This window comes from Achromobacter sp. MFA1 R4 (assembly GCF_900156745.1).
In the GTDB taxonomy this organism is placed as follows: domain Bacteria; phylum Pseudomonadota; class Gammaproteobacteria; order Burkholderiales; family Burkholderiaceae_B; genus Achromobacter.
Genome location: NZ_LT707065.1, coordinates 5988065 through 6002686, shown reverse-complemented (window position 1 = coordinate 6002686; position 14622 = coordinate 5988065). Strand labels below are relative to the sequence as shown.

The 14622-nt window shown below is 69.4% G+C and carries 15 protein-coding genes; 1 reads left to right on the top strand and 14 read right to left on the bottom strand.

The genetic code is table 11. The features are described from left to right. Positions 1-21 precede the first annotated feature (21 nt). The gene (locus BXA00_RS27445; RefSeq protein ID WP_369825588.1) at positions 22-3222 is read left to right on the top strand and encodes a tetrathionate reductase subunit A; all 3201 of its coding nucleotides are present in this window, start codon (positions 22-24) and stop codon (positions 3220-3222) included. Between the two features lie 37 nt (positions 3223-3259). Here the strand turns inward: BXA00_RS27445 and ccmI are convergent, their stop codons facing one another. The 14 genes from ccmI to napE form a co-directional block, all read right to left on the bottom strand. Further along, positions 3260-4579, bottom strand: a complete 1320-nt coding sequence (ccmI, locus tag BXA00_RS27440; RefSeq protein ID WP_076521536.1) for a c-type cytochrome biogenesis protein CcmI — start codon at positions 4577-4579, stop codon at positions 3260-3262. Continuing rightward, positions 4576-5001: a cytochrome c-type biogenesis protein gene (locus tag BXA00_RS27435; RefSeq protein ID WP_076522147.1), complete on the bottom strand. Its 426-nt coding sequence runs from the start codon at positions 4999-5001 to the stop codon at positions 4576-4578. Before BXA00_RS27435 ends, ccmI begins: the two co-directional genes overlap by 4 nt. 86 nt (positions 5002-5087) lie before the next feature. Next, the gene (locus tag BXA00_RS27430) at positions 5088-5609 is read right to left on the bottom strand and encodes a DsbE family thiol:disulfide interchange protein (protein ID WP_076521535.1); all 522 of its coding nucleotides are present in this window, start codon (positions 5607-5609) and stop codon (positions 5088-5090) included. Continuing rightward, a complete protein-coding gene (locus tag BXA00_RS27425) occupies positions 5609-7618 on the bottom strand; it encodes a heme lyase CcmF/NrfE family subunit (protein ID WP_076521534.1) in 2010 nt (669 codons plus the stop codon). Before BXA00_RS27425 ends, BXA00_RS27430 begins: the two co-directional genes overlap by 1 nt. Next, complete coding sequence (gene ccmE / locus BXA00_RS27420) at positions 7615-8043, bottom strand: cytochrome c maturation protein CcmE (RefSeq protein ID WP_076521533.1); 429 nt, start codon at positions 8041-8043, stop codon at positions 7615-7617. The genes BXA00_RS27425 and ccmE overlap by 4 nt, the downstream gene beginning before the upstream one ends. Further along, positions 8040-8213 (bottom strand): heme exporter protein CcmD, encoded by a 174-nt coding sequence (ccmD, locus tag BXA00_RS27415; RefSeq protein WP_076521532.1) that lies wholly within the window; start codon positions 8211-8213, stop codon positions 8040-8042. The genes ccmE and ccmD overlap by 4 nt, the downstream gene beginning before the upstream one ends. Next, positions 8210-9028 carry a heme ABC transporter permease CcmC gene (gene ccmC, locus BXA00_RS27410; protein WP_076521530.1) on the bottom strand — a complete coding sequence of 273 codons (819 nt, stop codon included), beginning with the start codon at positions 9026-9028 and terminating at the stop codon, positions 8210-8212. The genes ccmD and ccmC overlap by 4 nt, the downstream gene beginning before the upstream one ends. Before the next feature lie 7 nt (positions 9029-9035). Next, positions 9036-9701 carry a heme exporter protein CcmB gene (ccmB, locus tag BXA00_RS27405; protein ID WP_076521529.1) on the bottom strand — a complete coding sequence of 222 codons (666 nt, stop codon included), beginning with the start codon at positions 9699-9701 and terminating at the stop codon, positions 9036-9038. Continuing rightward, the gene (gene ccmA, locus BXA00_RS27400; RefSeq protein ID WP_076521527.1) at positions 9667-10350 is read right to left on the bottom strand and encodes a heme ABC exporter ATP-binding protein CcmA; all 684 of its coding nucleotides are present in this window, start codon (positions 10348-10350) and stop codon (positions 9667-9669) included. Before ccmA ends, ccmB begins: the two co-directional genes overlap by 35 nt. Beyond that, positions 10337-10975 carry a cytochrome c3 family protein gene (locus BXA00_RS27395; protein WP_076521526.1) on the bottom strand — a complete coding sequence of 213 codons (639 nt, stop codon included), beginning with the start codon at positions 10973-10975 and terminating at the stop codon, positions 10337-10339. Before BXA00_RS27395 ends, ccmA begins: the two co-directional genes overlap by 14 nt. Positions 10976-10991: 16 nt before the next feature. Continuing rightward, complete coding sequence (locus BXA00_RS27390) at positions 10992-11468, bottom strand: nitrate reductase cytochrome c-type subunit (RefSeq protein ID WP_076521524.1); 477 nt, start codon at positions 11466-11468, stop codon at positions 10992-10994. Positions 11469-11483: 15 nt separating this feature from the next. Continuing rightward, positions 11484-13979, bottom strand: coding sequence for a periplasmic nitrate reductase subunit alpha (gene napA / locus BXA00_RS27385; RefSeq protein WP_076521522.1), 2496 nt, complete (start codon positions 13977-13979; stop codon positions 11484-11486). Then, entirely contained in the window at positions 13963-14304 is a 342-nt protein-coding gene (locus BXA00_RS27380; protein ID WP_076521521.1) for a chaperone NapD, read from the bottom strand. The genes napA and BXA00_RS27380 overlap by 17 nt, the downstream gene beginning before the upstream one ends. Next, complete coding sequence (napE, locus tag BXA00_RS27375; RefSeq protein ID WP_076521519.1) at positions 14304-14462, bottom strand: periplasmic nitrate reductase, NapE protein; 159 nt, start codon at positions 14460-14462, stop codon at positions 14304-14306. The genes BXA00_RS27380 and napE overlap by 1 nt, the downstream gene beginning before the upstream one ends. Positions 14463-14622 lie beyond the last annotated feature (160 nt).

The following is a 14622-nucleotide window of genomic DNA, read 5'->3' as shown; positions in this document are numbered from 1 at the left end:
AAGAACATGGAAAAGAAAGCAATGGACAAGCAACACGAAGACGACAAGCGCCGCCCGGCGGACGATGGCCCGGACGTGCCGCACGATGAGGCCCGGCGCAAGCTGGTGATGCGCGGCGGCATGGTGGCCGGCGGCATGGCGGCCTTTGCCGCGGGATATGGCGAGACCGTCGTGAAGGCGGTCAAGGGTCTGTCGCAGGGCAGCGCCGGCGTGCCGACCGCGCATGCCGTGCGGGGCAACTCGCTCACGCCGGAGTTCCGCATCGATCCGCTGACGGGCGCGTTCGACGCGCAACCGGGCCAGATCGTCAGCCCGTCGAGCTGCCTGGGCTGCTGGACGCAGTGCGGCGTGCGCCTGCGGGTCGACACGGCCCAGAACCGCATCCTGCGCGTCGCCGGCAATCCGTATCATCCGCTGGCCACGACGCGGCCCGCGGCCATGGAGACGCCGGTGCGCGACGTCTACGCGCAGTTGGGCGGCGACAACGGCCTGGAGGGGCGGGCCACCTCGTGCGCGCGCGGCTCGGCCATGCTGGAGCAATTGGACAGCCCGTTTCGCGTGCTGCAGCCCATGAAGCGCGTCGGCAAGCGGGGCGAGGGCAAGTGGCAGACCATCACCTTCGAACAACTGGTCCTGGAGGTCTGCGAAGGCGGCGACCTGTTCGGCGAAGGCCACGTCGATGGCCTGCGCGCCATCTTCGACCGCGAGACGCCGCTGGACCCGGACAATCCGGAGTACGGCGCGAAGGTGAACCAGTTTCTTTTCACCGACGCTTCCAACGAAGGGCGCACGCCGCTGATCCAGCGCTTTGCCGGGCAGTCCTTCGGCACGGTCAATTTCAGCAATCACGGTTCCTATTGCGGGCAGAGCTTCCGCGTGGGCGCGGGCGCGGCGCTGGGCGACCTGAAAGGCATGCCGCACGGCAAGCCGGACTGGGACAACGCGCGCTTCGGGCTGTTCATCGGCGCCGCGCCGGCGCAGGCGGGCAATCCGTTTCAGCGCCAGGCGCGGCAACTGGCCGAAGCGCGCGTGCGGCCGCAGGAATCCGGTTTCACCTACGTGGTCGTGTCGCCGGTGCTGCCGGCCTCGTCCAGCCTGTCGGCCGGGTCGGGCAATGAATGGGTGCCCGTCAATCCGGCCAGCGACCTGGCGTTGGCCATGGGCCTGATCCGCTGGATTCTGGACAACGAACGTTTTGATGCGCGCATGCTGGCGCAACCGGGGCCGCAGGCCATGCAGGCGGCGGGCGAGGCGGCGTGGACCAATGCGACGCACCTGGTGGTGGCCGAACCCGGCCATCCGCGGCAGGGCGCGTTCCTGCGCGGCGCGGACCTGGGCTGGGCGCGCCCGGCCGACGCGGACGAGAAATGGGAAGACGTGTACGTCGTGCGCCTGGCGGACGGCACGCTGGCGCCGCATACGGGCGCGACGCCGGCTGAGCTTTTCGTGGACGAGGCCATCGCCGCCCCGGGCATGGCGGGCGCGCCCGAATCGCTGCGCGTGTGCTCGTCGCTGACGCTGCTGCGCACGGAAGCGCGCCGCAAGACGCTGGAGGAATACGCCGCGCTGTGCGGCGTCCCCGCAGCCAAGATTGCGTCGCTGGCCGAGCGCTTTACCAGCCATGGCAAGCGCGCGGTGGCCGATGCGCACGGCGGCACCATGAGCGGCGCGGGCTTCTACACCGCCTACGCCATCGCCATGTTGAACACGCTGGTGGGCAACCTGAACGTGGAGGGCGGTCTGGTGCTGGACGCCGGTCCGTTCCCGCCCTACGGCGCGGGTCCGCGCTACAACATCGCCGGCTTTGCCAACAAGGCGACGCCCAAGGGCGTGTCTTTGTCGCGCAACCGCTTTCCGTACGAGAAATCCAGCGAGTTCAAGCGCAAGAAGGCGGCCGGGCAGCCGGCGTATCCGGCGGCCGCGCCCTGGTATCCGGCCACCGGGGGCCTCAGTTCCGAGATGCTGGCGTCCGCGCTGGCGGGCTACCCGTACCGCGCCAAGGTCTGGTTCAACCACATGAGCAACCCGGTCTACGGCATTGCGGGGTTCAAGCAGGTGGCGCTGGAGAAGCTGAAGGATCCGGCCGTCCTGCCGCTGGCGGTGTCGATCAACCCCTTCATCAACGAGACCAATGCGCTGGCCGATTACATCGTGCCGGACACGGTCACCTATGAAAGCTGGGGCGTGTCGGCGCCCTGGGCGGACGTGGTGGCGAAGGCGTCCACCGTGCGCTGGCCCGCCGTGCAACCGCGCGTGGCGCGCACGGCCAGCGGCGAGCCGGTGTGCCTGGAGACCTTTCTCATCGCCTGCGCCAAGCGGCTGGGCATGCCGGGCTTTGGCGCGGGCGCCATCTCCGACAAGGAAGGCGCCAAGTATGCGCTGGACACGCCCGAGGACTTCTTCCTGCGCGGCATGGCCAATATTGCGTTCGCGGCGGGCCGCCCGGTGGGCGAGGCCAGCGACGACGACATGGCGCTGACCGGCGTGGACCGCCATCGCGAGCTGCTGCAGAGCATGTTGAAGCCGGGCGAGTGGCGGCAGGTGGCCATGCTGATGAGCCGCGGCGGTCGCTTTGACCGGATGGATGACGCGTGGACGCAGGACGCAGGGCAGGGCCGCCGCACGCGCGCCGCCTACGCCAGGCCGCTGCATGTGTGGAGCGAGGAACTGGCGGGCTTTCGTCATGCGATGACGGGCGAGCGCTACAGCGGCTGTCCGACCTGGTATCCCACGCGGCTGGCGGACGGGCGCGACGTGCGGGACGAATATCCGCGCGACGATTGGCCGTTCCTGCTGAGCTCGTTCAAGTCCAACCTGATGAGTTCTCTGTCGATCGGGGTGAACCGCCTGCGCCAGGTGCATCCGCACAACCCGGTGTCGATCAACCGGCAGGACGGCGAACGGCTGGGCATCCGCAACGGCGACGCGGTGCGCATCGTCACGCCGGGCGGTTCGGTGACGGGGCTGGCGCTGCTGCGAGACGGCGTGCAGCCGGGCGCGGTGGGGATCGAGCATGGCTACGGCCATACCGAGCTGGGCGCCCGCGCGCACGTGGTGGACGGCAAGCCGATGCCGCACGATCCGGCGCTGGGGGCGGGCGTCAACCTGAACGACCTGGGCTTTGCCGACGCCACGCGCGGCGCGCATGCCAACGTGTGGATCGACTGGGTGTCGGGCGCGGCGGTACGGCAGGGCCTGCCGGCACGGATCGAGCGGGCCTGATCGCACGGCGCGGCCGGCGCCGGCAATGGCGCGGCCGCTAGCGCACGACGGTGTCGGCCACCAGTTCCAGGCCTTCGGCGCGGGTGGCCACGTCATTAAGCACGCCGCTCAGGTCGCCGGCCTGGGCGGCGGCGTTGCCGGACGCGCTGACGCGGATCTCCACCCGCACGGTGCCCGCCTTCGACAAGGTGGCGTCCGGCGACATCGCCGTGCTGTCGTCCAGCACGAAGGCGCGCGGCAGGTCGGCCACGCGCATCCGCAGGATGGCGACGGGCATGCGCGGGCCGTCCACCGGCCGCGCCAAGATGAAGACGGTGTCGGCCGGTCGGACCTGTCCGCGCAGCGCCTCGGCGATGCGTGCCTGGCCGCTGATGCGGGCGGGCGCGGCGGGCGTGGGGGCGGTGGTGGTGGCGGCAGTGGTGGCGGTGGCCGCCGGCGCAGCGGAGGGCGAGGTCGCCGGGGGGGACCCCGGCGCGCCCGGCGCCGATGCCATGGCGCGCGCCTGCGAGATATTGGTCTGGATCTGGCGCGCGGCCTCGGAATCCGGGGGCAGCAGGGCTTGCAGCCGCTCCCAGTGCGTCAGGGCCTCGGCGGCGTCGCCCCGCCGCAACGCCATCATGCCGGCCAGCGCCAGCGCCTTGGGCTGGTCGGGTTCCGCCTCCAGCGCCTGCGCGACGGCGGCGATGGAATCCTCGTCGGGCCGACCCTGCCGCGCCGACAGCAGCGCGTCGGCCAGGTCGGCCAGCACGGCAGGCTGGCCGGGCACCCGCCGCAGCACCTGCTGGTAGGCGGCCACCGCATCGTTGTAGCGGCCCAGCGTCTCGTAGGAGCGGGCCAGCATGTACCAGCCATCGACATCGTCGGGCGCGGCGCGCAGGCGCTGGGCCAATGCGTTGATGGCCAGCGCCATGTCGTTGCCCGCCTGCGCCGCGTGCGGCTCGGCCGCTTGCGGCAGCGCGAACATGGCCGCCGCGCGGGGATTGCCGAGTTGTCCGTACAGCAGCACGGCGGCGACCGGGACGGCCACGGTGAGCAGGCAGGCCGCGGCGATCCCCGCGCGCTGTCCGCCCCGGCGCGCGCCGGAACCGCTGCGCAGGGCAAGGTCCTGCAGCAGCGCGCGCTGCAGCTCCTCGTCGGCTCGGGCGTGCGCCTGCGGCGTCAGGGCGCCGTCGTTCAGGTCGCGACGCAACTGGTCGCGTTGGGCCAGATAGAACGCCCGCACGCTGGCGTCCGACGCGTCGTCCGGGGGGGAGCCCGGGGCGTCGTCCGAACCCGGCGGGCGGCGCAGCAGCGGGGGCACCAGGCAGAACAGCGTGGCCAGCAGCAGGGCCAGGACGACGAGCCAGAGCGTGGTCATGAGCCGGAATCCAGGAAGCGGGCGGCGCGCTCGCGTTCGTCGGCGGTCAGCGGCGCGCGCATGCCGGCGCGCCGCTTGAGCGTGCGGGCCAGGACCAGAAAGCCCAGCGCCAGCAGCGCGAACGGGCCCAGCCAGAGCAGCCAGGTGGCCGGCTTGAAGGGCGGGTCATAGCGGACGAAGTCGCCATAGCGGTCCTGGAAGAAGCGCATGATCTGCGCGTCGGTCCTGCCCTCGGCAAGCTGGTCGCGGATGAGCTTGCGCATGTCCAGCGCCAGCGGCGCATTGGATTCGGCCAGAGTCTGATTCTGGCAGACCAGGCAGCGCAGGCCGTGCGCCAGCTTGTCGGCGCGTTGTTCCTGGTCGGCGGACAGTACAGGTACCGGCGCGGGCGCGGCGTGCAGGGCCGCCGGGGCCAGGAGCATAGCCAACAGCGCGGTCGCCACGGCGATCAGCAACGCGGCCGACGGCAGGCGCAGCAGTGGCGGGTGGGGCGGGATACGTGGCGCGGTCATTGCAGCGCCTCGATGACAGGTTGCAGGCGCGTGCGCCAGAGTTCGGGCGTGATGAGGCCCAGGTGCTTGTAGCGGATGCGACCGTCACCGTCGATCACAAAGGTCTCGGGCACCCCGTAGACGCCATATTCGATGCCCACCCGCCCGTCGGCGTCGCTGGCGGACGCGAGGTACGGATTGCCGTTGCGCGCCAGCCATGCGCGCGCCTCGTCGGGCTTGTCCTTGTAGTTCAGTCCGTAGAGCGCGATGCCGTGGCGCTGCGCGGCCTCGCGCAGCACGGGCAGCTCGTCCTTGCAGGGACCGCACCAGGAGGCCCACACGTTCAGCAGCCAGACCTTGCCGCGCAGGGACTCCACGTCCAGCGTGCGGCCCGGTTCCAGCAGGTCGGGCAGCCCGATGGCGGGGGCGGGCTTGTCGATCATCGCCGACGGCACCGCGCGCGGGTCGCGCGACAGGCCCATCGCCAGGAACACGGCCATCGCCAGGAACGCGGCCAGCGGCAGCAGGTAGCGCAGCATCAATAGCCCTCCCGCGCGGCACGCCCGGCAGCCGCGCCACGGGCCTGGGGGACGGCGGCGCCGGCCTGCTGCGTACGCCGGTAGCGGCCGTCGCCCGCCGCCAGCAGCCCGCCCAGCGCCATCAGGATGCACCCCGTCCAGATCCAGGTCATGAAGGGCTTGACCTGGATGCGCACGGTCCAGGCGTTCTCGCCCACCGGTTCGCCCAGGGCCACGAAGAGGTCGCGCGAAAAGCCGCTGTCGATGTCGGCCTGGCTGAGCGCCATGTCCTGCACGGTATACAGGCGCTTTTCGGGATACAGCGTGACCACCGGCCTGCCGTCGCGCGTGACGCGAAAGACGGCGCGCTGCGCGCTGTAGTTGGGTCCGGCGGCCGGGCCGATGCCGGCGAACGTGAAGCCGTAGCCGCCCGCTTCGTGGGACGCGCCCACCTCCAGCCGCAGCTCGCGCTTGACTTCGTAGCCGTTGGCCAGCGTGACGCCCGCGATGAAGACGCCCACGCCCGCGTGCGCCAGCAGCATTCCGTACCAGGAGCGCGGCTGGCGCGCCAGCCGCCGCAGCACCTCGCCTTCGCCATCCGTAATGCGCTGCCACGCGTGCGCGGCGGCGCTGGCGATGGACCAGGCGGCCAGCCACAGGCCCAGCACGATCATCGGCGATCCGAAGCGCGGCGGCCCGGGCATGGCCAGCGGCGCCAGCACCGCCGTCAGCACGCTGACCCCGAACGCCGCCTTCAGCCGCCTGGCGAGGTCGGGGACCTCGGCCTGCTTCCAGCGCGCGACCGGGCCCACGCCCATCAGGAAGATGGCAGGCGTCATCAGCGGCACGAACACGGCTTCGAAGTAGGGCGGGCCGATGGAGATCTTGCCCCAGGCCAGGACGTCCAGCACGACCGGATACAGCGTGCCCAGCAGCACCGAGCCCGCCGCGACCGTCAGCACCACGTTGTTCGACAGCAGCAGCGATTCGCGCGACAGCAGCGAAAAGCCGCCGCCCAGCCCGACCGAGGGCGCGCGCCAGGCATACAGCGCAAGCGATCCGCCCACGATCACCGTCATGAAGGCAAGGATGTACAGGCCCCGGCCCGGGTCCACCGCGAAGGCGTGCACCGAGGTCAGCACGCCCGAGCGGACCAGGAAGGTGCCCAGGATGCTGAGCGAGAACGTGCAGATGGCCAGCAGCACCGTCCAGCTTCGGAACGCGCCGCGCCGCTCGGTGACGATGAGCGAATGGATCAGCGCGGTGCCCGCCAGCCAGGGCATGAAAGAGGCGTTTTCGACCGGGTCCCAGAACCACCAGCCGCCCCAGCCCAGGACGTAATAGGCCCAGGCGCTGCCCAGCAGGATGCCGATGGTAAGGAACGTCCACGCGGCCAGGGTCCAGGGGCGCACCCAGCGCGCCCACAGCGCGTCCAGTTCGCCCGACAGGAGCGCGGCGATGGCGAAGGCGAACGCCACCGAGAAGCCCACATAGCCCATGTACAGCATGGGCGGATGCACGATCATGCCCGGGTCCTGCAGCAGCGGGTTCAGGTCGCGGCCCGCCATGGCGGGCGGAATCAGGCGTTCGAACGGGTTGGACAGGAACAGCATGAACAGCAGCAGGCCCACGCTGATCCAGCCCATCACCGCCAGCACGCGGCCGGCGAAGGCCAGAGGCAGCCGCCGGCTGCACAGCGCCACGGCCAGCGTCCAGGCTGTCAGCAGGGTCTGCCACAGCAGGAGCGACCCTTCGTGTCCGCCCCAGACTGCCGCGAAGCGGTATGCGGGCGGCAGGTCGGCGTGCGAGTTCGCGGCCACGTACAGCACGGAAAAGTCGTTGTGCACGAAGGACCATGCCAGACAGGCGAAGGCCAGCGCCGTGAGGGCGAACTGTCCCATGGCGGCAGGCCGCGCCACGCGCAGCCCCGCCTGCCAGCCGGCGGCCGCGCCGATGAGCGGCAGGATGCCCTGCGCCAGCGCCACCAGCAGCGCGAGGATCAGGCTGAAGAGACCGATCTCGGGAATCATCGCGCCTCCGCCTGCTTGATCGCCGCGGCGGCTTCCGGCGGCATGTAGTTCTCGTCGTGCTTGGCCAGCACCTCGGTGGCGCGGAATACGCCGTCACGGCCCATCTTGCCGGCCACGACCACGCCCTTGCCTTCGCGGAACAGGTCGGGCAGCAGCCCCTGGTAGGCGACGGGCACGGCGTGGGCCGTGTCGGTCACGGCAAAGCGCAGGGTCAGGCCGTCGGCCTCGCGGCGCAGCGAACCCTGTTCGACCAGGCCGCCCACGCGAAAGCTCCCCTGGCTGGGCGCCTCGCGGGCCGCCACCTGCGTCGGGCTGAAGAAGAACACCAGATTGGATTGCAGGGCGTTGAGCACCAGCGCGGTGGCCAGTCCCAGCAGCACGAGACCGCCCAGGACGGCGAGCGCGCGGCGCTTGCGCGGGCTCATGGACGGGTCCTGCCGGCGAGACCGCCGGAGTCGTCCCGCTGCCGCCGGGCGCGGCGCGCGCGCCGCCATAGCGACAGCGCCTCCCACCCCATCAGCAGGATGGTGACGCCGTAGGCGCCCAGGATGTACGGGCCGTGGCCCTGCAGCGAAAACAGGGTTTCCCAGCTCATTTTGCCTCCGTGCGCGCGCCGCGCGGGCCGGTCCGTCCCGCTGCCATGTCGCCGCCCGCCTGCACGGCGCCGGGCTCGCGCTCCAGGATGATGCCGCGCACGCGCGCCAGCGCCACCGCCGCGCTGTACAGCCAGAAGGCGGCGACCATCAGCAGCATGGCGGTGACCATGATCCGCGCCATGCTGGGCGCGGCCGTCAGGTTGATGGACGCGCCCTGATGCAGCGTGCTCCACCATTGCACCGAGAAATAGATGATGGGTACGTTGACCACCCCCGCCAGCAGCAGGATCGCGCCGCCCCGGTCCGCGCGTTGCGTGTCGTCGGTGGCGGCCAGCAGGGCCATGAACCCCAGATACAGGAACAGCAGGATCAGCTCGGACGTCAGCCGCGCATCCCACACCCACCATGCGCCCCACGTCGGCTTGCCCCACAGCGCGCCCGTCCACAGGGTCAGGAACGTGAACAGCGCGCCGGTGGGCGCCAGCGCGCGCATCATCATGAACGACAGCCGCGTGTTGAAGATGAGCCCCAGCGCGGCGTATCCCGCCATGACCAGGTACAGGAACATGGACATCCACGCCGCCGCCACGTGGATGAAAAGGATGCGATAGACCTCGCCCTGCTGGCTGTCCACGGGCGCGGCCACGAGGCCCGTGTACAGCCCGGCGGCCGCGAGCAGGGCGGCGCCCACGGCAAGGAACGGAATCATCCGGCCGGCCAGCGGGTAAAACAGCGCGGGCGAGGCGTAGCGCAGCCAGCGCGTGCGTGGCGGGGCGGGGCGGGGGGAGCCGAAGGCGGATGGGGGGATGTGCATGGAACCCTCAGTCCAGCGCCACGCGCAGCGCCGCCGATGCGCTCCAGGGGCAGAGCAGGATCGCCAGGCACAGGCCCGCGCCCAGCAACGAGAGCTGCGGTCCCGCGCTCAAACCGGCGTGCGTGGCCGACACGGCGCCCGCGCCAAATATCAGCACCGGCACGTACAGCGGCAGCACCACGAGCGGCAGCAGCGCGCCGCCGCGCAGTCCCAGCGTCAACGCCGCGCCCAGGCCGCCCACCAGCGCCAGCGTGGGCGTTCCCAGCAGCAGGGACAGCACGAGGATGCCGATGGCGTGCGGCGCCAGGCCGAACTGCAGGGCCAGCACCGGGCTGGCAAGAATGAGCGGCAGGCAGGTGCTGAACCAGTGCGCGCCCAGCTTCACGCCCACCAGCAGCGGCAGCGGATGCGGCGACACCAGCAACTGTTCCAACGCGCCGCTGTCGTAGTCCTGCGCAAAGGGGCGCTGCAGGCTGAGCAGGATGCCGAGCAGGGCGCAGACCCACAGCACGCCCGGTCCCATCGCCAGCAGCAACGCGGGCTCGGGCCCCACCGCCAGCGGGAACAGGGAACCCGTGACGATGAAGAACAGCGTCGCGCCCAGCGTGTCGGCCGGTCGCCGCCAGGCCAGCCGGATCTCACGCAGCGCCAACTGAGACAGCGTAGCCAGCATCCGCGTAGTCATCCATGTTCAGGGTTTGGGTAGGGGAGGCGCAGGTGGCCGGCGCCCGGTGCGAGGCGACGACAGCCGCGCCGCCCGCCGCCAGGTGCGCCTCCAGGGCCTGCCGCAGTTGGTCCAGGCTGGCTGCGTCCAGGCCCGCGTCGGGCTCGTCCAGCAGCCACAGGGGCTTGGCCCCCAGCACCACGGCAGCCAGCGCCAGGCGGCGGCCTTGGCCCTGCGACAGCCGGGCGGCGGGGGCATGCAGGCAGGCGCCCAGCCGCCACGTGCGCAGGCAGGCGGCGATCTCGGCGTCGGCGTGCGGCGTACCGGCCACGTGCAGGGCGCAGCGCAGGTTCTCCAGCGCGGTCAGGTCGCCGGACAGGCCGTTGCCATGGCCCAGGTAGGCGGTGCGCGCGTAGTGCGCGGCCGGATCGCGCCGGACGTCGCCGTCCGCGTTGAACACGGCGCCCGCCAGCGGCCGCAGCAGGCCCGCCAGCATGCGCAGCAGGCTGGTCTTGCCGCTGCCGTTGGCCCCCTGCACGTGCAGCAGCTGGCCGGCGTGCAGGTCGAAATCCAGGGGAGCAGGCCCGCCCGGTCCGCCGCGCCGGCTGACCAGTCCGCGCGCGCAGAGCACCGGGGACGGCGCGTCAGCGGGCCGCATTGGCCACCTCTTGGGACGCCCTGGCCGGCGGCGTCGCTTGGGAGGTCTGGCCAGGCGGAATGTGCGGCAGCGTGTGGGCAATGCCTTTGTGGCAGTCGATGCAGGTCTTGGACTTGTCGGCCAGGTAGGTGGAATGCATGTTCTGCGCCCGCACGCTCTGGCGGGTGAAGTCCATGTATTCGTAGTTGTGGCAGTTGCGGCATTCGAGCGAGTCGTTCGCCTTGAAGCGCGCCCACTCGTGCTGGGCCAGCTCCAGCCGCTTGTCGACGAACTTCTCGCGCGTGTCGATGGTGCCGAAGATCTTGCCCCAGACCTCTTTGGACGCCTGCATCTTGCGCGCGATCTTGTCGGTCCAGTTGTGCGGCACGTGGCAGTCCGAACACAGCGCCCGCACCCCCGAGCGGTTGGTGAAGTGGATGGTGCCCTTGAGTTCCGCGTAGACGTTGTCGCGCATTTCGTGGCAGCCGGTGCAGAACTTCTCGGTGTTCGTCAGCTCCATGGCGGTGTTGAACGCGCCCCAGAACAGGATGCCGCCAATGAATCCGCCCACGGTCAGAAAGCCCAGGCTGAAATGCACGCTGGGCCGGCGGATGATGTTCCAGTATCGCTTGATGAGCTTGACCATGACGGGCTCCTGTCCCTTACTTCTTGTCGGACGCCGGAGCGGTCAGGCGCTTGAGGATCACGTCGATGTCCTGGTAGTCATTGGCCACGAGCGGCTTGGCTTCGGCCTGCGGCACGTGGCATTGCACGCAGAAATAGCGCCGCGGCGACACCTCGGCCAGCACATTGCTGTCGCGGTCCATGTAGTGCGTGACGCTGAGCGGCGGGGCCTGCGTCTCTTCCGTGTTGACGCGCGCATGGCAGGTCAGGCAGCGATTGAAGTTCTTGTCGATCTGATAGCCATCGATCTTGTGCGGGATGGTGGGCGGCTGCATGGAATACGTGCGCATCCGCTTGATGTCCTTGTTCTCGATGGGGCTGATGAGCGGCGGGTCGGTCTCGTCCGCCACGGGCGTGGGGCCGCGCATCGGATCCACCACCTCGAAGGGCGGGGCCGCCCAGGCGGCCGAGCCGAGCAGGGCGCAAAGCGCGATTGCGGTGACGCGATTCTTCATGGCTGTCTCCCGGGCTCAGACCTTGACGATCTTCACGGCGCATTTCTTGAAGTCGGTCTGGAACGAGATCGGATCGGTGGCGTCCAGGGTGACCTTGTTGATGAGCTGACCGGCGTCGAACCAGGGCACGAAGACCAGGCCGCGCGGCGGCTTGTCGCGTCCCCGCGTTTCCAGCCGCGTGCGCATCCGGCCGCGCCGCGAGACGACTTCGACCTCCACGCCCCGGCGCAGTCCCATGGCCTGGGCGTCGTCCGGGTGCATGAAACAGACCGCATTGGGAAACGCCTTGTACAGTTCGGGAACGCGCCGCGTCATCGATCCCGAATGCCAGTGCTCCAGGACCCGGCCGGTGGACAGCCAGAACGGATATTCCTCGTCCGGCGACTCCGGGGGCGGCTCGTAGGGCAAGGCGTAGATCACGGCGCGGCCGTCCGGGTTGCCATAGAACTCGAAGCCCGCGCCCGCCTTCACGTAGGGGTCGCTGCCTTCGCGGTAGCGCCAGAGCGTCTCTTTGCCATTGACCACGGGCCAGCGCAGGCCGCGGACCTCGTGGTACGTGTCGAAGGGCGCAAGGTCGTGGCCGTGGCCGCGGCCGAACTCCGCGTATTCCTCGAACAGGCCCTTTTGCGCATAGAAGCCGAAGGCCTTGGCTTCTTGATTCTCATAGTCGGCGTTGAGCTCGGTATTGGGGAACTTGTTGACCTTGCCATTGGCGAACAGCACGTCGAACAGGGTCTTGCCCCGGTACTCGGGCTTCTTGGCCAGCAGGTCGGCCGGCCACACTTCCTCGACCTTGAAGCGCTTGGAGAACTCCATCAACTGCCACAGGTCCGAGCGCGCGTCGCCCGGCGCATTGACGAGCTGGTGCCAGAACTGGGTGCGGCGTTCGGCGTTGCCGTAGGCGCCTTCCTTTTCCACCCACATGGCGGCCGGCAGGATCAGGTCGGCCGAAATGGTCGTGACGGTGGGGTAGGCGTCCGACACCACGATGAAGTTGTCGGGATTGCGATAGCCCGGCAACCCTTCGTTCATGAGGTTCGCGGCCGCCTGCATGTTGTTGTTGACCATCACCCAATAGGCGTTGATCGTGCCGTCCTTGAGCATGCGGTTCTGCAGCACGGCATGGGCGCCGACCTTGTCGGGGATGGTGCCCGCGGGCAGTTGCCAGATCTCTTCGGCATGCGCGCGGTGCTTGGGATTGGTGACGACCAGGTCGGCGGGCAGGCGGTGCGAAAACGTCCCGACCTCGCGCGCCGTGCCGCAGGCCGAGGGCTGGCCGGTCAGCGAGAACGGGCTGTTGCCCGGCGTCGAGATCTTGCCCGTCAGCAGGTGGATGTTGTAGACCATGTTGTTGGCCCACACGCCGCGGGTGTGCTGGTTGAACCCCATGGTCCAGAACGAGGTGACGCGCACCTTGGGATCGGCGTAGAGCTCGGCCAGGTCCTGGAGCTGCTTCTTTGGCACGCCCGTCAGCTTGGCGGTGTAGTCCAGGTCGTAACTGGAGACGAACTTGGCGAATTCCTCGTAGGTGATCGGCTTGGACCCGCCCGCCTTGTCGGCGTTCTTGGCCGCCTTCTGCAGCGGGTGGTCCGGACGCAGCCCGTAGCCGATGTCGGTGTTGCCTTCGCGGAACACGGTGTGCTTGTCCACGAATTCGCGGTTCACCCGCTTGGTCTGGATGATGTGGTTGGCGATGTAGTTCAGGATCGCCAGGTCGGTCTGGGGGGTGAAGGTCAGCGTCAGGTCGGCCAGCTCATACGAGCGGTGCTCGAAGGTGGACAGCACCGCCACCTTGGTCTTGGGCGCGGACAGCCGCCGGTCCGTGACGCGCGTCCACAGAATGGGGTGCATCTCGGCCATGTTCGAACCCCACAGCACGAAGGCGTCGGCGTTCTCGATGTCGTCGTAACAGCCCATGGGCTCGTCCGCCCCGAAGGTGCGCATGAAGCCGACTGCCGCGGACGCCATGCAATGGCGCGCGTTGGGATCCAGGTTGTTGGACCGAAAGCCCGCCTTCATCAGCTTGAGCGCGGCATAGCCTTCCCAGACGGTCCACTGGCCCGATCCGAACATGCCGACCGCGGTGGGGCCCTTATCCTTCAGCACCCGCTTGAACTGCTCGGCCATCACGTCGAACGCGGTGTCCCAGGACACGGGCGCGAATTCGCCGTCCTTGGCGTACTTGCCGTCCTTCATGCGCAAGAGCGGCGTGGTCAGCCGGTCATTGCCGTACATGATCTTGGACAGGAAATAGCCCTTCACGCAGTTCAGGCCCTTGTTGACCTCGGCGTTGAAATCTCCGTGCGTGGCCACGACCAGGTTGTCCTTGACCGCGACGTTCACGCCGCAGCCGGTCCCGCAGAACCTACAGGGCGCCTTGGACCATTTCAGCTTGGCGGCCTCGGATTCGGTCACGATGTTCTGCGTGTAGCCCACGATCGGGATGCCGGCCACGGTGGCTGCGGCGGCAACGGCGGACTGCTTGATGAATTCCCTACGGGCGATGGCCATCGTCGATCTCCTGATTCATCGCGTCCAGCGTATCCGCGGCCTGGAAGACCAGCGCCGACGCCAGCACGCCATCCAGGCGCTGGATCGCGGAGATCTGCGCCATCATGTCGTCGGTGGAGGGGGCTTCCAGGGTGACCACCAGCTTGCCGGTGTCGGAAGCGCCGTGGATTTCCGCGCCCGCGATCGCCTGGATCGCGGCGCGCACGCCGGTCAGCCGGCGCGGCATGGCGTGCACCACCATGCTGGCGATATGCAGCTCGGGCGCCGCGCTACAGGATGCGGAGGAAGGCTGAGCTTGGGGGGAGGGGGGGCGCAGGGGCTGCATCAGCTTCCCGGGGGGCCTGCGAACATCTGGTAGATCCAGACGGCAAAACCGTAGCCGGCCACGATGAGAACCGCCAACACCGGGGCCATGACTGCCGCCAGGAACAGGAAACTTCGGAGTTCCTGGGCTTTTGTATAGCCATCAGACTCGTTTTGCACACACCACCTCTCAGTTGGAACTTTCAGGGGTATTGCGTAGAACGTGCGGATGCGGAACTTTTAGCAGAGGACTTTGCGCAGCGTCAATGTTGCGGCACAGCGAAAAAATGTCATCACGGCGCAATGCGCCCGGTGCAGGGAAATGGACGCCGGGACGCCG